20 protein-coding genes and 1 tRNA gene are annotated in these 18086 nt (G+C 55.8%); 7 read left to right on the top strand and 14 right to left on the bottom strand.

The features are described from left to right. Window positions 1-45: 45 nt before the first annotated feature. Complete coding sequence (gene ahcY, locus GRI35_RS08425; RefSeq protein ID WP_407985045.1) at window positions 46-1458, bottom strand: adenosylhomocysteinase; 1413 nt, start codon at window positions 1456-1458, stop codon at window positions 46-48. A gap of 186 nt (window positions 1459-1644) precedes the next feature. On the opposite strand from ahcY, the gene GRI35_RS08420 reads away from it, so the two are divergent. Beyond that, on the top strand, window positions 1645-2124 hold the full coding sequence (locus tag GRI35_RS08420) for a peroxiredoxin (protein ID WP_160613745.1): 480 nt from the start codon (window positions 1645-1647) through the stop codon (window positions 2122-2124). A gap of 141 nt (window positions 2125-2265) precedes the next feature. Next, window positions 2266-3228 carry a phosphatase PAP2 family protein gene (locus GRI35_RS08415; RefSeq protein ID WP_160613744.1) on the top strand — a complete coding sequence of 321 codons (963 nt, stop codon included), beginning with the start codon at window positions 2266-2268 and terminating at the stop codon, window positions 3226-3228. Between the two features lie 4 nt (window positions 3229-3232). Here GRI35_RS08415 and folE read toward each other — a convergent pair whose 3' ends face one another. The 4 genes from folE to GRI35_RS08395 all read right to left on the bottom strand — a co-directional run bounded on the left by folE (window position 3233) and on the right by GRI35_RS08395 (window position 5277). Continuing rightward, complete coding sequence (gene folE, locus GRI35_RS08410) at window positions 3233-3841, bottom strand: GTP cyclohydrolase I FolE (RefSeq protein ID WP_160613743.1); 609 nt, start codon at window positions 3839-3841, stop codon at window positions 3233-3235. A 112-nt stretch (window positions 3842-3953) separates the two neighbouring features. After that, on the bottom strand, window positions 3954-4445 hold the full coding sequence (locus tag GRI35_RS08405; protein ID WP_160613742.1) for a hemerythrin domain-containing protein: 492 nt from the start codon (window positions 4443-4445) through the stop codon (window positions 3954-3956). Between the two features lie 274 nt (window positions 4446-4719). Further along, window positions 4720-4796, bottom strand: a tRNA-Arg gene (locus GRI35_RS08400). Window positions 4797-4842: 46 nt separating this feature from the next. Further along, window positions 4843-5277 carry a (deoxy)nucleoside triphosphate pyrophosphohydrolase gene (locus tag GRI35_RS08395; protein ID WP_290258637.1) on the bottom strand — a complete coding sequence of 145 codons (435 nt, stop codon included), beginning with the start codon at window positions 5275-5277 and terminating at the stop codon, window positions 4843-4845. 64 nt (window positions 5278-5341) lie between these two features. Between GRI35_RS08395 and GRI35_RS13940 the strand changes: the two genes are divergently transcribed. Beyond that, on the top strand, window positions 5342-5542 hold the full coding sequence (locus GRI35_RS13940) for a Flp family type IVb pilin (RefSeq protein WP_328598431.1): 201 nt from the start codon (window positions 5342-5344) through the stop codon (window positions 5540-5542). 113 nt (window positions 5543-5655) lie between these two features. Further along, window positions 5656-5820, top strand: a complete 165-nt coding sequence (locus tag GRI35_RS08385) for a Flp family type IVb pilin (RefSeq protein WP_160613741.1) — start codon at window positions 5656-5658, stop codon at window positions 5818-5820. Between the two features lie 148 nt (window positions 5821-5968). Here the strand turns inward: GRI35_RS08385 and GRI35_RS08380 are convergent, their stop codons facing one another. The 4 genes from GRI35_RS08380 to GRI35_RS08365 all read right to left on the bottom strand — a co-directional run bounded on the left by GRI35_RS08380 (window position 5969) and on the right by GRI35_RS08365 (window position 11328). Continuing rightward, window positions 5969-7438: a M48 family metalloprotease gene (locus GRI35_RS08380; RefSeq protein ID WP_160613740.1), complete on the bottom strand. Its 1470-nt coding sequence runs from the start codon at window positions 7436-7438 to the stop codon at window positions 5969-5971. A gap of 102 nt (window positions 7439-7540) precedes the next feature. Continuing rightward, complete coding sequence (locus GRI35_RS08375; protein WP_160613739.1) at window positions 7541-8488, bottom strand: acetyl-CoA carboxylase carboxyltransferase subunit alpha; 948 nt, start codon at window positions 8486-8488, stop codon at window positions 7541-7543. Window positions 8489-8550: 62 nt separating this feature from the next. Beyond that, window positions 8551-9423: a tyrosine recombinase gene (locus tag GRI35_RS08370; protein WP_160613738.1), complete on the bottom strand. Its 873-nt coding sequence runs from the start codon at window positions 9421-9423 to the stop codon at window positions 8551-8553. A gap of 30 nt (window positions 9424-9453) precedes the next feature. Then, window positions 9454-11328 carry a hypothetical protein gene (locus GRI35_RS08365; protein WP_202390530.1) on the bottom strand — a complete coding sequence of 625 codons (1875 nt, stop codon included), beginning with the start codon at window positions 11326-11328 and terminating at the stop codon, window positions 9454-9456. A gap of 231 nt (window positions 11329-11559) precedes the next feature. On the opposite strand from GRI35_RS08365, the gene GRI35_RS08360 reads away from it, so the two are divergent. From GRI35_RS08360 to GRI35_RS08350, 3 genes are read left to right on the top strand one after another with little or no spacing between them, the layout of a single operon-like run. Continuing rightward, on the top strand, window positions 11560-12144 hold the full coding sequence (locus tag GRI35_RS08360; RefSeq protein ID WP_160613737.1) for a shikimate kinase: 585 nt from the start codon (window positions 11560-11562) through the stop codon (window positions 12142-12144). After that, a complete protein-coding gene (gene aroB / locus GRI35_RS08355) occupies window positions 12135-13244 on the top strand; it encodes a 3-dehydroquinate synthase (protein WP_160613736.1) in 1110 nt (369 codons plus the stop codon). Before GRI35_RS08360 ends, aroB begins: the two co-directional genes overlap by 10 nt. 32 nt (window positions 13245-13276) lie before the next feature. Beyond that, on the top strand, window positions 13277-14047 hold the full coding sequence (locus GRI35_RS08350) for a cyclase family protein (protein ID WP_160613735.1): 771 nt from the start codon (window positions 13277-13279) through the stop codon (window positions 14045-14047). Here GRI35_RS08350 and GRI35_RS08345 read toward each other — a convergent pair. The 5 genes from GRI35_RS08345 to GRI35_RS08325 all read right to left on the bottom strand — a co-directional run bounded on the left by GRI35_RS08345 (window position 14044) and on the right by GRI35_RS08325 (window position 18028). Continuing rightward, window positions 14044-14415 carry a tRNA-binding protein gene (locus tag GRI35_RS08345; RefSeq protein WP_160613734.1) on the bottom strand — a complete coding sequence of 124 codons (372 nt, stop codon included), beginning with the start codon at window positions 14413-14415 and terminating at the stop codon, window positions 14044-14046. The genes GRI35_RS08350 and GRI35_RS08345 overlap by 4 nt on opposite strands. Further along, window positions 14416-14781 carry a hypothetical protein gene (locus GRI35_RS08340; RefSeq protein ID WP_235900170.1) on the bottom strand — a complete coding sequence of 122 codons (366 nt, stop codon included), beginning with the start codon at window positions 14779-14781 and terminating at the stop codon, window positions 14416-14418. It lies immediately after the preceding gene. Window positions 14782-14856: 75 nt separating this feature from the next. Then, window positions 14857-16878 (bottom strand): acetyl-CoA carboxylase biotin carboxylase subunit, encoded by a 2022-nt coding sequence (locus tag GRI35_RS08335; protein ID WP_160613733.1) that lies wholly within the window; start codon window positions 16876-16878, stop codon window positions 14857-14859. An 8-nt stretch (window positions 16879-16886) separates the two neighbouring features. Then, complete coding sequence (locus GRI35_RS08330) at window positions 16887-17294, bottom strand: lysozyme inhibitor LprI family protein (protein WP_160613732.1); 408 nt, start codon at window positions 17292-17294, stop codon at window positions 16887-16889. Window positions 17295-17296: 2 nt separating this feature from the next. Then, window positions 17297-18028: a heme-dependent oxidative N-demethylase family protein gene (locus GRI35_RS08325; RefSeq protein WP_160613731.1), complete on the bottom strand. Its 732-nt coding sequence runs from the start codon at window positions 18026-18028 to the stop codon at window positions 17297-17299. Between the last annotated feature and the right edge of the window lie 58 nt (window positions 18029-18086).

Here is an 18086-nt window from a genome sequence, read left to right as displayed (position 1 = left end):
ATGGCGTTTGTTTCGAATTTTGGCCGCTGCAACGCGACGCAAATATTAGTAGCGGTAATGCTCAGGCTTGTACGGACCTTCAACCGGAACACCGATGTAATCGGCTTGCTCCTGGCTCATCTTGGTCAGCTGAACGCCCAGCTTGTCGAGGTGAAGCGCAGCAACCTTCTCGTCCAAGTGTTTGGGCAGCACGTAAACTTCGTTGTTGTACTCTTCGCCCTTCGTATAAAGTTCGATCTGAGCCAGCACCTGGTTGGTGAAGGAACAGCTCATCACGAAGCTCGGATGGCCGGTTGCACAGCCGAGGTTCACCAGACGGCCCTTGGCCAAAATCATGATCTGCTTGCCATCCGGGAATGTTACGAGGTCAGTGCCCGGTTTCACTTCTGCCCAGTCATAATTGTCGAGCGCACCGATCTGGATTTCACTGTCGAAGTGACCGATGTTGCAGACGATGCTCATCGGCTTCATTGCTTTCATGTGCTCGGCAGTGATGACGTCTTCATTCCCGGTCGTAGTGACGAAGATGTCGCAGCGCTTAACCGCTTCTTCCATCGTTACAACTTCATAGCCTTCCATTGCGGCTTGAAGCGCACAGATCGGATCGATTTCGGTGACCATTACGCGCGCACCGCCGTTGCGGAGGCTGTCTGCCGAACCTTTGCCGACATCACCGAAACCCGCGACACAAGCAACTTTACCAGCGAGCATAACGTCGGTCGCGCGGCGGATCGCATCAACCAGCGATTCCTTACATCCATACAGGTTGTCGAATTTCGACTTTGTGACAGAATCGTTCACGTTGATCGCCGGGAAAGGCAGCTTGCCGTTCTTCGCGAGGTGATAGAGGCGGTGAACACCGGTGGTAGTTTCCTCAGAAACGCCCTTCAGGTTCTTGACGGTTTTGGTCAGGTAGCCAGGGTTTGCTTTCACAAACGCTTTTACCGAACGCTGCATTTCGATTTCTTCCGGGTTCGTCGGAGCAGGCATTTCTTCGCCGGCTTCGATCCGTGCACCCCACAGAGCGAACGCTGTCGCATCGCCGCCATCGTCGAGAATAATGTTCGCAGTCTGGTCAGGGTCAGCATCAGTGCCCCATGAGAAGATTTTTCCGACATAGTCCCAATAATCCGCAAGGCTCTCACCCTTGATCGCGTAGATTGGAATGCCCGCTTCCGCCATCGCAGCCGCAGCATGATCCTGCGTCGAATAAATGTTACAAGTTGCCCAGCGGATTTCGGCGCCCAGCGCGGTCAGCGTTTCCATCAGCACAGCAGTCTGAATAGTCATGTGGAGCGAGCCGGTAATACGCGCGCCTTTCAGCGGCTTGCTGTCGCCGAATTCTTCGCGCAGCGCCATCAGGCCGGGCATCTCGGTTTCGGCAATGTTGATTTCCGCGCGGCCATATTCGGCGAGGGAAATATCCTGAATGATGTAGTCTTGTGCTTCGACAGCCACGCAAATTCTCCTGAATTCAAACAAATTGCGCCCCGATCAGGAGCGCTTCAATTCTGCCACGTATGTAGCGATGACAGCCCGGTGATGCAAATATAAAGATATCTTTATATGATCTAATCATTGCCGCGCAGCACAAGCTTCCTATATCCAATGCCAAGAGACATTTTCACGAAAGGAAATTACCCCATGACAATATCCGTAGGCGATAAACTCCCTGACGTTAAACTGGCTAAAGCGACCGCTGAAGGCCCCGAAGCGGTTCAGTCGGGCGACTATTTTGCAGGGAAGAAAGTGGCGCTGTTTGCCGTGCCCGGCGCGTTCACCCCGACCTGCTCCGCCAAGCATCTCCCGGGATATGTCGAAAAGATGGATGAGCTGAAAGCTCAGGGCTTCGATGAAGTCGCCTGCACATCGGTCAATGATGCGTTCGTACTGGGTGCTTGGAACAAGGATGGCGGATCTGACCAGATCACTATGCTTGCAGACGGCAATGGCGATTTCGCCAAAGCTGTCGGCCTTGATGCAGACTTTCAGGGGTTCGGCATGGGCCAGCGAAGCCAGCGTTACTCGATGGTCGTGAATGACGGTGTGGTCGAGCAACTCAACGTTGAAGCGCCAGGTGATTTCTCCGTCAGCTCTGCAGAGCATATGCTCGATCAGCTGTAAATTTATAAAGGGGCGACCGGGTTTAATTCCCGGTCGCTTTCCTTTTTCGGCTTGATAGTTGACCATGCAAATATCTTAGCCCGCATCGTTCTAAGCCTCCGCGTTTAGGCGTTGGTAACCATCTTGCGATAGCCGCTTTGCATGAGCACGCGCGCAGTCCCTTCCGCTTCTGGCAATCTGTTCGGCACGGCTGACGTCGTTCGCTTCGTCTTTACTCGCAAAGTGCTTGTTCTGACCGTACTGTTCGGGCTGTCGATCAGCGTCCTTGTCGCAATACTCTTGCAAACAGGCTTGGTCCTCAAGACCTTCGATTTTGGTCGCTTTGTTTTCTTAGCCGCTGCGATGTTTGCTCTTTCCGGCTGGTGCTATGTGCGCAAAATCGACGCTCGGTTTTCCGACTCGGCCAATATAATTGGTGTAGCAACGATCGCGCTGATGCTGTGCGGACTGATTGCCAACACAGGTATCCGCGTCAATATGCCGATAGCGGATAGTACTTTGGCGGCAGCAGACGCTGCGATCGGTCTGGACATGGCCGAGGTTGTACGGCTTAGCGCCGAAACGCCCTGGTTATCGTCCATACTGCACTTTGCCTACAATTGGTCGGCCTTGGCAGTCGTCGTTGCTGTCATAGGCATGCTGGCTTTCAAGCAAAGCACACGCGCGTGGGAGCTGGTCCTAACCGCAGTCATCTCCATGCAGATAGTTGCAGTTATTTCGATGTTCTTCCCTGCCAAAGGCACGGCATTTTTCTACGATCTGATCCATCTGCAGGGCAACGGAATTCCTGCCGGGGCCGCTGTCTATGCCGGTGAAACATTTGACTGGTTCTATCATGGATCCGAAACTGTTGTCGGTCTGGCCGATCTCAACGGCGTCGTCGTCTTTCCGTCGTTCCATACGGTTTTAGGGCTGCTGGCAACGCAAGCGCTGTGGAACACCAAAGCACGATGGCCTGCGATCATATGGTCCGCAGCCGTTATCGTGTCGACCGTGCCCATGGGCGGTCATTATGCTGTGGATCTAGCCGCAGGAATTTCCGTATGGATCGTGTCCTGCAAAATTGCGCTGTGGACGCTAGATCAACACAGCCCCACAATATGATGGGTTAGTAACCCATCAGGCTTAGCACTTCCTTACGACTGCGCTGATCCTCGAGAAACGTACCCATCATCCGGCTGGTGACCATGCCGACCCCCGGAGTACGCACACCGCGCGCCGTCATGCAGGAATGCTGCGCCTCGATAACAACCGCGACACCGCGCGGTTCGAGGTTCTCCCAAATGCAGTCCGCAACTTCAGCCGTTAGCCTCTCTTGCACTTGCAATCGCCGCGAGTACCCATGAAGAACGCGGGCAAGCTTTGAAATTCCGACTACCCTGTTGGTAGGCAAATAGGCAATTGCGGCTTTACCAATGATTGGAGCCATATGATGCTCGCAATGTGAATGGAACGGGATGTCCTTCAACAGCACCAGTTCCTCATATCCGCCGACTTCTTCGAAAACCCGGCTGAGATGTACTGCGGGGTCTTCAGCATAACCTTCACAATATTCTTTCCATGCGCGGGCGACGCGCTTGGGCGTATCGAGTAATCCTTCACGCTCCGGATCATCGCCTGACCATGCAAGCAGAGTACGGATTGCATCCTGCACATGGTCGGGCACAGGAAGTTTGCCCCGTGCTTCTTCCTCTTCGGGAGTAATCTGGCTGCTCATCGGCTATCCGCTTTCAACATCGTACGCGCAAAAGAAAACGCGCCCCACCCTTTCGGAGAAGCGCGTCTTCAATGCAAATGCGTTTATTGCCGGTTGGTTCCGGACATCGGCCTCATTCTTTCGCTTCGGACATTTTCTTCGGCGTGATCTCGGCATCGGCTTTCTCTGCCGATTTACGGCGGTCGAAAACTTCGCCCATCTGCCGCTCGTCGTCTGCGGTCAGGTGTTCTTTGAATTCGGGGAAGTGGTCATCTTCCTCTTCCTCGATATGATGCAGATAATCGTGCTTTAATTGTTTGAACTTTTGCAGCCATGCACTGGATGACATGTCTGTTGCAGCAAGATCATCAAGCGTCTTATCAAGCTCATGATGTTCAGCAACCGAGTGCCGCGTCTCATCGGTCGTTTCCGGTTTGCGTAGCATAGTGGCGTAGACGGCCTGTTCTTCGGCCGCCGCGTGGCTTTTGACGTCCTTGGTAAACATTTCGAACAGCTTCCGGCGCTCGTCGCTGTCGCCGCTGGTTTCTTCAATGCGGTCCAATAGGTCACGATGCGTATCGTGGTCTTCTTTGAGTTTCGTAAAAATTGCCTCGGCCTTTGCCATTGTAGCGTCTCCTTTCGAATTAACGTTTGGTTTGGCAACGACTTACCCGTTAACCCGTTCCGAGATAATGCTCGCAATCGACAAGATACGCTGTGGTGTGGCGTACGCGGAACGTGTTCTAGGCAAATGGTCCACAAGGGTTGAACCAAGGCTAAAGCGCTATATCGCCAACGCAGTGACGCGCCTCGACTATAAAACTTCAAATCTGCTTAGCCCGAAAAACCTATTGGACCCGAAAACACAAAAGCCACCCCGGATGGGATGGCTTTTGTATTGGCGCGCCCGGAAGGATTCGAACCTCCGGCCCCCTGATTCGTAGTCAGGTACTCTATCCAGCTGAGCTACGGGCGCGCTTGGAGGGCGGCACATAAGGGGGCTGCGCTAGCTTGGCAATCCCCTATCGCCCAGTTTCTGAAGCAGATTTGGCAAACAGTTGCTTTGCCAACGCGATATCAAGCGGCGGCTTGTCCAGTTTTGCGATCTCTTCGGGTGCAAACCAGGCAATCTCTCCGCCTTCCAGCGCTTGCGGCACCCCTTCCCATTGATCTGTTTTGTAAAGAAGGATGACAATCTGCTTTTGTCCATTGTCACGATCCGCCTGCGCAAATCCAGCTGGCGTCAAAGCAACAGCCTCCAAACGAAGATTGAGCTCTTCCTTGATCTCACGAATCACAGCAATTTCAGGGGCTTCGTCGGATTCAACTTTGCCACCAGGGAACTCCCACAGTCCTCCATGCTGCTTTTCCACAGGCCGTCTATGCATCAGCCAGCGCCCATTTTTGGGGCCGATTGCAGCTGCCACAACGGGCATCCATGTCGGATTATTTTCCACTTGGGTGCCTTGTCTCAATCAATTGTTAAACTTTCAAACCGAAAAGCTACTTATCGGACTAGCAATGATGGAAGCCAAGATGACACTTATGCCAATCCTAAAACGGATCGCAAAAGACGAATCTGGTGCGACCGCCGTTGAATACGGTCTGATTGTATCCTTGATTGTAATTGCCTCGATCGGAGCATTCGATTCCGTTGCCAACGAGAATAACGGGCTTTGGGGCAGAGTTACAAGCAAGGTTGGGGCCGTGTTGGGGAACTAAATGGCAAAGCTGCAAGGCTTAGTAATTTATCAACTTGTCACGACTAACACATGAGACGCCTAATCTGAAAGGATTGGGTTTTGGGTACCGAAGACTGAACCAGGAGACTACAAATGAAATTTTTCAAAAATCTGCTCGCTGACGAACAAGGCGCGACTGCAATTGAGTATGGCCTTATCGCCGCTCTGATCGCTGTTGCTGCTATCTCTGCAATGCAGGGCCTCGGCACACAGCTGAGCAACACATTCACCGAAGTTTCGACCAAAATGGCGAACTAAGGTCAAAGAATTTCTCTTTGAAAAGAAAGGCGGCAAGGTCACCCTTGCCGCCTTTTTTGTATCTGCTGGTTGTCTGTGCAGCGCTGCGTTACCGGAAATGCCAGCGTACGTCTGAGCGCCTGCGACTTGGGGAAGGAAAGCCTATCCCTTATCTCGCTTTGACCACGATCTTAACCTTGTCGCCAGCGCGCAAAGTGTCATTTGCCCCAAGCGCATTGAGGACCCGGAACCGCTCGACCTTGCCATTGTCATATGCCATCCGGTTCGATAGCGACTGGATCGTATCGCCCCTTCTTACGGTCACCACATCAATCCGTCTTGGGACGATTGCGTTTGCTTCGCTCTGGGTGATGCGGCGCATTGAATTGAACATCGGCGTGAAAGTAGCCGACCGCCCTGCCTGGCTTATTGTAACAAAGTGAAACGCACGATTGTTTGAAAACTCGTAAGCATAAACCACGACATCGACCTCGCCATTACCGCTATTTACGCGCGCCGAGCCGGTCGCAGCTTGCAGTCCATTAATCCGGGTCCGCTGTACGCTGGCCGGGGCCAATTTTTGCTGCTCGCCGCCCAATGCCGTGAACACATTTCGTACATACATATCGAGATTGCCATTATACGGCCCAGTACTCATCTGCGCTTTGCCGCTTTGACCATTGATCGACACGGCGCGGGTTCCGTTCACCATGTAGAAACCACGCGGCGCAGTGAACGCCAACCGGAATTCCGGATGAATGAACTGGCTGCCTTCGATCACACCCTGTTTCGGATCATCACCATACAGCATCCCGTCGATACGGGTTAGGAACGTATCGCGATTGGTTGTACCTGTGACTTGGCCTGCTTTGGCCGCCGCTGTTCGAACACGGCTTGCCGGATCCGGGTGAGTCGATGCCCATTCCGGGACCGTAGCGTTGTTTCTGCCAGCCAAACGTGCATCCAGAGAGTTCTGTGCCGCCAGGCTCGCCAGCACCGTACTCATCGCGCGCGGATCGTAACCAGCCTTGGTCAGATACTCGATCCCGAGGTCATCAGCCTGCAATTCTTGCTTTCGCGAGAAACGCAGGGTCAATAATTGGGAGCCCTGCAAAAAGCCGCGTGAGAGCGTGTTGCCGACTTGGCTATCCCCCAGCACAGCACCGCTAAGCACCGCCCCGAGCACACCGATAATCTGGTTTTGCTGCGCCGCGGATTGGCGGCGTTGTGAATGACGTGCGGCGACGTGGCCCACTTCGTGGCCCAACACGCCCGCCAGCTCCGCCTCATTGTTCATCAGCGCAACCAGCTGCCGCGTCGAATATATATAGCCGCCAGGTACTGCGAATGCGTTGTTGACCGGGCTGTTGAGTAGCGAAACGGTAAAGGAACTGCGCGCATTGCCGAGGCCCGATTGCACAGCGATGTTCTTCCCGATCGATTCGATATATGCGGCCTGAGGGCCCTGATAGGTGCCGCCAAATTCCTCCAACAATTGCGGGTGGAACTTGGCGCCTTGCGATGCCTCTTGCTGGGTGATGGGCGCCGATGAATCGGGGATGGAACCGCCCATACAGCCAGTGAGCCCAAGGCTCAGAGTTGCGGTTGATGCTAGAGCGAGCTTCTTCAAGCGGGGCATACAGGTTTCCTCCATAAATCCTACGCACACTTCACGGTTGTCAGTGAGCACATTTAGCAAACCGTTGATGCTGAAGGAAGTTCCCTAGCTTACAGCCTGCTTTTAGTGCACGCCGAGTTGGAGAAAGCGTTCTTCCCGCATTCTTCGGATATCTTCCGAAGACATTTTTGCTAACGTGTCCAACTCCTGCCCGATCGCTTTACCGAGCGTCTTGGAAGCGCTCTCAGGATCGCGATGTGCACCGCCGACCGGCTCTTTCACGATACGGTCGATCACACCAAGCTTCTTGAGATGCTGCGCGGTGATTTTCATCGCTTCGGCGGCATCGGGCGCTTTTTCGGCGGTGCGCCACAGGATCGAAGCGCATCCCTCGGGCGAGATCACCGAGTACACCGCATGTTCAAACATCAAAACCCGCTCGGCACTCGCCAACGCAACTGCTCCGCCAGAGCCGCCCTCGCCAACGATCGTTGCAACCATCGGTGTTGGCAGCGCGAGACAGGCTTCTGTGGAGCGCGCAATAGCTTCGGCTTGCCCGCGTTCTTCGGCTTCAATTCCCGGGAAAGCGCCTGAAGTATCAACCAGCGTGACAACGGGCAGACCGAAGCGCCCGGCGAGTTCCATCAGACGGATTGCCTTGCGATAGCCTTCAGGCTTGCCCATGCCAAAATTGTGAAGAATCCGGCTTTCGGTATCGTGGCCCTTCTCATGGCCGATCAGAACGACCCGCCGGCCATCAAGCCGCGCAAAGCCTCCTAAGATGGCTTCGTCATCGCCATAGGTGCGATCCCCGCCGAGCGGCATAAAATCATCGAAAATATGCTCCACGAAATCGCGGAAATGCGGGCGCGAAGGATGACGGGCGACCTGCGCTTTCTGCCAAGGCGTCAGCGAGGAGTAGGTACTGGCCAGCAGATCAGCGCTTTTGACCTCAAGCCGCTCCAGTTCTTTGGTGATATCGACATCGTCACCCTCTGCCGCGCTGCGCAATTCCGCAATACGGGCTTCGAGTTGGGCGACCGGTTTCTCGAATTCGAGGTAGGAAATCATTGCGCTGCGCTAGTCCTATGTTGCGTTTGGGGCAAGGGCCTGTGTACCCAATTACCAACCGGTTACCGATGTGCTTTGGCCAAAGGATGGCGCTCGTTGACCAGCGCCACTAGCCGCGCGCTATCGACGTGGGTATAGATTTGCGTGGTTGCAATGTCAGCATGGCCCAGCAGTGTCTGCAAAACACGCAGATCCGCCCCGCCCTCCAAAAGATGTGTCGCAAACGCATGGCGCAGAACGTGCGGGCTGACTTTCTCCGCAGGGATATCGGCACGAACCGCTATCTCTTTGAGCAATTGATACAATCTTATCCGGGTCAAATGCTTCCCGCGAGAGGGAAACAGAAACTTCGGTGCATCCGGGCGCACCGCCAGCCATCGCAACATCGCTTCCTTCGCCCGCCTGCTGACCGGGACCATACGTGCCACACCGCCTTTACCTGTAACGGTAAGGAACGGCGCATCACGCGGCACTGCCGATAGCGGGAGTGACACCAGCTCTGTCGCGCGTAGGCCTGAACCGTAGAGCAATTCCAATAGGGTGAGCATGCGTACCGCAGCAGGCTTCCCCGATTGCGCCTCCAATTCCGCGCGATCAAACAGAGCAGCTACCTGTTCATGCGTGAGGATTTTTGGCAGTGGCCTGCGCGTTGCCGGGCGCGGAAGTGCAGAGCTGGGATCGTCCACCCGCACACCCTCATCGATCAAAAATCCGTAAAACTGGCGGAGAGTCGAGGATTTACGTGCGAGAGAAGATGGCGCGAGATCACACCAAGCAGCGCCTAGCTTGCTCAGTTGGACTGTCGTCGCTTCGGTCAAATCTCCGATAATATCGGACGCGCCTTCCAAATCCCGGCGATAGGCAGAGATTGTATTCGCCGCAGCGCCACGCTCGGCCGCGAGCATCGCCAAGAAATCGTCAATTGCGCCGGGCATAGCGCAGTTCGTAAATTGCCGGGCCAGCGGTCACCCTCGTGCGACTGCCTCGACGGCAATCATCCGTGCTTCGGCTGACAGGCCAACGCGGTTTAGTGCGGACACGATATGATACAGATGATTGGGCGTCATCTGATCCCAACTGACACCTTGCATCCCGACACCAGCAAGATAAGCGACCAACGCAGGATTCCTTACCGAAGCCGCTTTCGAAATAAGCTGAGACCACTTTGATCCGGTCCCCAAGCGAACGCCGAGTCCACTCTCATATTCCTCGGTCGTAGCGCCATCGATTCGTGACAAACCGGCCAAACCGGCCACCAAGAATTGCGATTTGCGCCGATCCGCGCTCTCGTCCGAATCTACGAAAATATCCAACGGCCCGGATGTCACGGGATTTTGCCGCGTTGGTTGTGCCAGCGCGAGCAATGCCCACGCTTCACTGCCCTGCGGCGCGAATGGCGCCCAGGTGAGTGCATCGGCATCTAGGCCAGCGGTCAGCATCGATGCGATCAGATCTGCCGCATCATCTGCCAGTTCTTCGCTCGGTGTCATCCGCGCCGCGGCGTAGGCGGTTAGAACCATGCGCCCATAGTCGCGATCTTCGCCGCCCCATACATCGCGGATTGCCGCCATGCGCGCAACCGGATCGCTCGCAACATAGGCCTCTCGCAGACGCGCTGCCGTCAGCGAGGGTTCGCCAAGATCGCCGGATTGCGCGAATGCTTGGCTGTACAAATCGACCACAGCGCCCGACGACAATATGCCTTGCCGCGCGGCATCGACTGCACCGGTCATGCGTTGTGATAGCGGCAGCATCGGTGCGGTGGCGGCAATCTTACGATAATAAGGGCCAGCATCGCTCAATAGATTATCGGGAATCTCGGCGCCGACAGCTGTTGCCAGGGAATAGCGCCACGGTGTCAGTTGATCGACACCCTCCCACTCTAGGCTGATCGCACGCCGGCCACGGCCGGCAGCACCTGCATATCGCTGTGCCAACAGCACATCAATCTCCGGCGCGATCTTGTCGCGAAACGCGCGGTTGAGATTGGATTGTGATCGCGCGCCCTGCCCTGCGAAGGCATAGCAAATCGACCGGAGCATTTCCCACTGCGGATCCTCACGCCCGCCGCCTTTGAGCTGGACCGCAGGACAAGCGCCGACAATATCCGCCGTGCCGATATAGGCTTCCACAGCGCCATCGACCAATCCGTCGGTCCAATTGCCTGTGTCAACATCTTGCGCCAATGCGCGCGCAGTTTTGAACTCACCCAATTGATTAAGCGCCTGCACACGAAGCGCCGCGAACTCGGTCGGATTCATTCCAACAGGTGCAGTCAACCGGCTCGCCAAGGCACGGCGCAACATAATGTGGCCCCAGCGCGAAACCATTGGCCCGCGAATACCGCCAAGCGAAGCACGAACAAGTGAAGCAGGTTGTTTCGCCAAGGATGCGATCGGCAGGCCGCCTTCGTCCGGTGATAGAAGCCCGACCTGCGACATTGCGCGGCGAGCAGCAGCGGGAATATCGAATTTCGGCTTCAGGCCGAGCAATTCATCCAGCTCATCGGGATCAAGATTTTCCAGTTCTTCGATAGAAGGTAAACCGCCCGGCAAGGACGCTGGAGCGCCTGGTACAGCACCTATATTTGGCAGCGGTTGAATGACCGGCGTACTGCCACTGCCCGGCGCAGGCTGCGGTGTGTCGGCGGGCGCTGCTGTTGGCCGTGATGCAGGCCGCGTCGTCGCCTGCGGCGCAGGTGTTGGCGCAGGCGCAGGCGCAGGATCATCAAAACCCGGCGGTAGCAAAGACTCCGGAGCGTCTTGAGCCGTCACCAATGTCGAGCACAATGCCAAAGCAGCACCGCCCATCAGCAGGTAAGTCTTCACCCGGCCCGTCATTGCGCACTCTCCGGCATTTCAATCGGCTGTACGATAGGACGCAGCGGCTCCTCACCGCCGTGGAACCACGCAATACCCAACACCGCAATCACACCCGCAATAACCATCAAGCCTATTCGCTTCCCAAGCCGTTTTCTATCAATTGGCCGCTTTTCGGACATAAGCAAACTTTACGCGCCTCTAAAGAACCCATGTTGCGCCTCGCCTAGCCCATCTATAGGCGATGCGGCAATGCGCGATGACACCCCTGCCCCCAAAGATATCGGCCTTGATAGCGCCGCGCTGCAGGCGATTGCGCGCAGGATCGAGCAGCCGATCGTTTTGATTGGGCTAATGGGAACGGGTAAATCGACAGTCGGACGCAAGCTGGCATCCATGCTGGGCAAGGACTTCGTCGACGCAGATCATGCGATCGAAGACGCGGCGCAGCTGACCATCGCAGAGATTTTCGAACAATATGGTGAGGACTATTTCCGCGATGGCGAACGGCGAGTCATCGCGCGGCTTATGGATGAGCATGACGGCGTGATCGCCACCGGCGGCGGCGCTTTCGTCAATGACGAGACCCGCGCTCTAATCCTCGACAGAGCCATCTCGGTCTGGATTGATTGTGATATCGATGTCCTGGTCGAGCGGACAAGTCGCAAGGATACCCGCCCGCTGCTGCGCAATGGTAATCCGCATGAAATCCTGACGCGGCTTCATAAAGAGCGAGAACCGTTTTATTCGCAAGCGCCAATCCGCGTGGGCAGCGAAAATGGTCCGCATCACGAAACCGCAATAGCAATTATCGAGGCGATAGACCGATGGCTGTAATTCCCGTCCACTTGGCCGGTCGGTCTTATGACGTGCACGTTGGCGCGGCACTGCTCGATCAGGCGGCCACCCTGGCAAAAGGCTTGATGCGCAAGGTAGTGGTACCCGTCGTTGCAGACCGGAATGCTCACCAGCATCATGGCGCGCGACTGGAGGCATCGCTTAACGCAGCGGGGCATCAGGCTGCATGGTACTTTGTCGAATCCGGTGAAGGATCGAAGAGTTGGGACGAGCTTCAAAAACTGACAGGCTGGCTGCTCGCACAAGGCGTAGAACGCGGCGATCATGTGTTTGCGCTGGGCGGCGGTGTTGTCGGGGACCTTACAGGTTTTGCCTGCGCGATCCTGAAGCGCGGGTGCGGTTTTGTACAACTGCCAACGACGTTACTGGCGCAAGTAGATTCATCGGTCGGCGGGAAAACCGCAATCAATACCGATGCGGGAAAGAATCTGATTGGTGCATTCCATCAGCCTTCACTGGTGCTGGCGGACACCGATACACTGAAAACCTTGCCCGCTCGCGAGATGCGCGCAGGTTACGCCGAGGTTATCAAATACGGCATACTTGGCGACTTTGATTTCTTCGAATGGTGCGAAGCCAACGGCGGCAATGTCGTGTCGCATGATGCTGACAAAGTTGAGGAAGCTGTTGCCCGAAGCGTCGCAGCCAAAGCGCGGATCGTGGCGGAGGACGAGCGCGAAACAACAGGCGTTCGCGCCCTGCTCAATCTGGGCCACACATTCGGTCACGCGCTGGAAGCCGAGACCGGTTATTCCAATGCCTTACTGCATGGCGAAGGCGTTGCCCTTGGGATGGTTTTGGCGGCGCGTTACTCCGCGCGGCGCGGTTTGCTTTCCGGCCAGGATGCAGAGCGAGCTTGCAACGCAATAGCGGCATCAGGTTTACCGAGTGAAATCGCAAGCCTCAAACTCACTTGTGATGGCGCAAAACTGGTCGACCATATGCGGCACGACAAGAAGATGGATGCAGGCACTTTGCCGTTCATTTTGCTGCGCAGCATTGGCGCAGCATTTTTGGATCACGAAGTGTCACTGGATGATGTCGCGGCCTTTATGGACGAACAGCTTAAAGCCAATTGACGCGGACGCTGGCGCAGTGAATGCTACGCCGCATGACACGCTATATCGACCTCTCGATCCCGATCACCAATAATGTGATCTCCGACCCGCCGGTCATGCGTCCGCAAATCGAATATGTGACGCATGAAACCAGCTGGGAACAGATCGCTATGTTTTTCCCGGGCCTGACGAAAGAGGACCTGCCCGATGGCGAAGGCTGGGCGGTCGAGATGCTGCAGTTGTCCACGCATAACGGCACGCATATGGATGCGCCGTGGCATTACCATTCGACCACTGACAGCGGCGCACGCAAAGCACCGAGCATCGACGAGGCACCCTTGGACCGGTTCCTGCGGCCTGGAGTGCGCCTCAACTTTTCACACATGGAGCACGGTCATGTAGTGGGTGCGGCAGAAGTTGAAGCGGAACTCGCGCGGATCGGTTACGCGCTACAACCGCTAGACATCGTATTGGTCCAATCGGGCGCGATATACGGCACCGAAAACTTCACCGACCAAGGTGTCGGACTGGGCCGAGAGGCTACACTCTATCTTACCCAACGCGGTATCGAAGTTGTCGGGACCGATGCATGGAGCTGGGATGCACCGTTCAGTCACACCGCGCGGCGATGGGCCGAAACCGGCGATCCGAAGATCATCTGGGAGGGCCACAAAGCAGGCCGGATCAATCCCTATTACCAGATCGAAAAACTGACAAACTTGGACGCCCTGCCCGATCACGGATTTACCGTCAGCTGTTTCCCGGTAAAAATCGAAAACGCCAGTGCAGGCTGGATCAGAGCGGTCGCGATGGTGGAGGATTAGAACAAGCGCGAGCCGTTGGGCACGTTCACGTCAGGCGCAAACATAACGACTTCGCCCGCGCTATCAGCGAAACCGAGCGTCAATACTTCTGACATAGCCGGGCCGATCTGGCGGGCAGGAAAGTTGACCACAGCCGCGACTTGGCGGCCGGGCAATTCATCAATCGGATAATTTGTGACGATCTGCGCGCAACTCTTCTTCACGCCAATGGCCTCGCCAAAGTCGATCTGCAGTTTGTACGCCGGATTGCGTGCTTCGGGAAATTCCTCGGCCGCGACGATGGTGCCAATACGGATGTCGACTTTCAGAAAATCGTCGAAAGTGATCTCGTCCGACGCTGGCGCATCCTCGCTATGCGTAATATGCATTTAGACAGCCTTGTCGATGTCCGGACTTTTGCGGTCAGCTAGAACGGCGACATTCGCATGATCCACCAGCGTCGCAATTTTCGCCTCCGGCATGTCCGCTGTCATCAAATCATGTTCGGCGAAAATCGCCTCGACCTCTGCGCGCTTTTCCAAAAGCATATGTGCGATACCGGGCGCTAGACTGTCACCCTCTCCGATTTGCCCAAGCATTGCGGCCAGATCGCTGATCGTCGCTTCTGCAGGATTTTTGAAGAAATGCCCCTTCTTATCGAAATAGCCAACGCCCTTTTGTGCCATCGTCGCCTCCTGTGACCGCATGGGTCGATCGAGTAGCGACAGAGTGCCATCGCAGGCCGGAAACGCCATGTCCGCCCTAGCGCAAATCGGTGGAAAAGGCTGAAACTTGAAACTAAGTTTCGCAGCAGTGCAATTTTTGCGCAGTTACTCTAGCTCAAGTATAATGGCGTCCACTGCTAAACTTTCACCCTGCTCAGCATTGATCTTGGCAATTGTGCCTGCTTTTTCAGCCCGAAGGATGTTCTCCATCTTCATCGCCTCTACCGTCGCAAGCGGTTGACCGGGCTGGACTTCCTCGCCCTCATCCACATGCAATTTCACCAGCAGACCCGGCATCGGGCAGATCAGGAATTTGCTGAGATCGGGCGGGATCTTCTCAATCATATGGTCCGCCAGCGGGGCGACATGCGCGGGCAAAATCCGTAACGAATGCTTTGCACCACGCGCAGTAATGTCATAGCCCGTGCGCGTCTTGGCGAGCTGTACGGTCAGATCATCGCCGGCTAATTCGAGATGGATCATCCTGTCGCCCGGAGTGTATTCCATATCAATCGCGATTGCTTCGCCATCGACAGTGATGTCCTCCTCACCAAGCGAGACATCGTAGTCACTGTCACCGATCCGAACCGACCAATCGCCGGTCGGATAAGTCGGCCCATCAAGCTGCTGATTGATCCGGCGGGCACGGTCCGCATCAATCGTCGCGAGAACGCCGCCGATTGCAGCGAGCCCGCGCTTTAATTCGTCAAACGTCGCCGCACCCTCAAAGCCATCGGGATATTCCTCTGCGATAAAGCCGGTCGTCAACTCGCCCGAGCGGAAACGGTCATGCTGCATGATCGCGCTGAGGAAATCGACATTGTGCCCAAGCCCTTCGATCCGGAAGGCATCCAGCGCCTGAATTTGCAAATCCGCCGCCTCATCGCGCGTTTCACCCCAAGTGATAAGCTTAGCGATCATCGGATCGTAGAACATCGACACTTCGCCGCCTTCATAGACGCCGTCATCCACGCGCACACCGTCCACCCCGCGCCGCCCGTTTTCTGCGCCATCATCAGCCCATGGCTCAGCCGGTGGTTGATAGTGCACCAGACGCCCGGTTGATGGCAGGAAGCCGCGATACGGGTCTTCCGCATAGACGCGGTTTTCAATCGCCCAGCCATCGATTTTCACATCGTCCTGAGTCATTTCCAGCTTCTCGCCCGCGGCAACGCGGATCATCTGCTCAACCAAATCGACGCCAGTGATCGCTTCAGTGACAGGATGCTCGACCTGCAAACGCGTATTCATTTCGAGGAAGTAGAAACTCTCGCCGCTTGGATCAGCACCGCTGACGATCAGTTCCACTGTGCCTGCACTATGGTAGTTCACCGCTTGAGATAGCGCGACACATTGCTCGCCCATCGCTTTACGCATTTTGGGTGTCACGAAAGGCGAAGGAGCTTCCTCCACCACTTTCTGGTGACGGCGTTGAATGCTGCATTCGCGCTCGTTCAGATAGATAATGTTGCCGTGCTTATCGCCGAGTATCTGAATCTCGATATGGCGTGGATTCTCGATGAACTTCTCGATGAACACACGATCATCGCCAAAGCTGTTTAGTCCCTCACGCTTGGTCGCTTCGAAGCCCTCACGAACATCCTTTTCGCTATAAGCAAGCCGCATCCCTTTACCGCCGCCGCCAGCGCTGGCTTTCATCATCACGGGATAGCCGATTTCCTCGGAAATCTTCACCGCATGGTCGGTATCGTCAATCTCGCCAACGAAACCCGGAACGACGTTCACACCCGCTTCCAGTGCCAGCTTCTTGGACTCGATTTTATCGCCCATCGCCGCAATCGCATTCACCGGTGGGCCAATAAACTCGATGCCCTCTTTGGCCAGTGCTTCGGCAAAGCTGGTCCGCTCTGACAGGAAGCCATAACCGGGATGTACAGCCTCGGCGCCGGTCTGCTTGCATGCCGCGATAATCTTGTCGGCAATCAAATAGCTTTCGGCTGCCGGTGGCGGCCCGATATGGACCGCCTCATCCGCCATTTTTACAAATGGGGCGCGCGCATCGGCATCCGAATACACCGCAACGGTCGCAATCCCCATTCGGCGTGCGGTCTTCATAACACGGCAAGCGATTTCACCGCGGTTCGCAATCAGGATTTTCTTGAACATTAAAGTCCCTATTGTTCGATCAGGAATTGAAGCTGTTGTGTCCGGTCTTTGGTCAATTTCGTCTTGCATGTCGAGACCAGCAACGGCTCTAGCGAACCGCCACGGGCATAATATCCCTCGCTGCGGCAATGCGCATCGCGGAAAGCGATCCATGCCCGCTGCGCATCGAGTGCGGCCCGGAAGAAACCAGGCTTGCCATCCTCACCATTTCCGTGGCCGTCCATCCATTGCATATCGCGCTCTTTCAAGATGGCAGAGGTTTTGGCCCATTGTGCATTGAGTTCAGCATCAGCCGCCAAGTAATCCTGATGCGCGCACCAGTTTATTTCCTGCTGCGCCATCGGATCATCACAGTTCCAATCAGGATTTGGCGGAGCAGCGCCAGCGAGAATGGCCAGCAGGGCAGATATCATCATCGTCAGTTCCTCGATTGCTTCGCAGCATAGCCGATTAAATACGAAGCGTAATGGGGAGCTCCGCGGCGGTCTCCTTCACCTTGCAACAGATCCTGCATCGCGTGGGAAAGCAACGCCACATTTTCACGCGAAAGATCGCTCAGCGGAGCGACGTAAACACCAATCGTGAACAGGATGGTTCCGGTCTCGGGCAAGCGCCGCAGCGTTTGCCTTTCGCTGCGGACGAAGAGAGTTTCACCCGCATTCCCAGCGGTCACGTGGCGATACGCGACTGCAGCCGGCTCGTCGGCGATCCACCTTAATTCGGGAATTGGTGCGATAAACCAATTGCAGCGGCCAAAAATCTTGCCAGGCTTCAGCTTCGTCATGAAGTGATCAACGCCGCTCGCGAGCTGCTCGGCATAGCCTTGGATCGGTTCATGCATCGCAGTGAGCGGCAGGCCCATCTTTTCCTTGGGGTGCCAGTCGGTTGGATAGGCAACAGCAGTACCGATCAAACGATAGAAATCCTCATCGGCGAATTTTTTGAGCAAGCACATATCTTCGTGATGCGCCTTGGCTGCATCCAACAGGCCGCCTTCGACGCCGAGCATCGCGGCCAGCTCTCTTCCGGGCTCGTCCGTGTATCGAGTGTGCTGAACGCCATAAGGATCCGCAGCGAAGGCAGCCGCGCGCGCCGCCAAGTCGGGATCCGGCTGCAGCCATTCTTCCTCCGACAAGGAGCAAAGCCCCATGCGAAGCTGCCCGCCTCCCCGCGCCTTGGGGAGGAGTTCATCAACAGAGAAGCCTAAA

The organism is Pontixanthobacter aestiaquae (assembly GCF_009827455.1).
In the GTDB taxonomy this organism is placed as follows: domain Bacteria; phylum Pseudomonadota; class Alphaproteobacteria; order Sphingomonadales; family Sphingomonadaceae; genus Pontixanthobacter; species Pontixanthobacter aestiaquae.
Note: the sequence above shows the minus strand (reverse complement) of the source record. Positions and strands in the feature narration are given on the sequence as shown.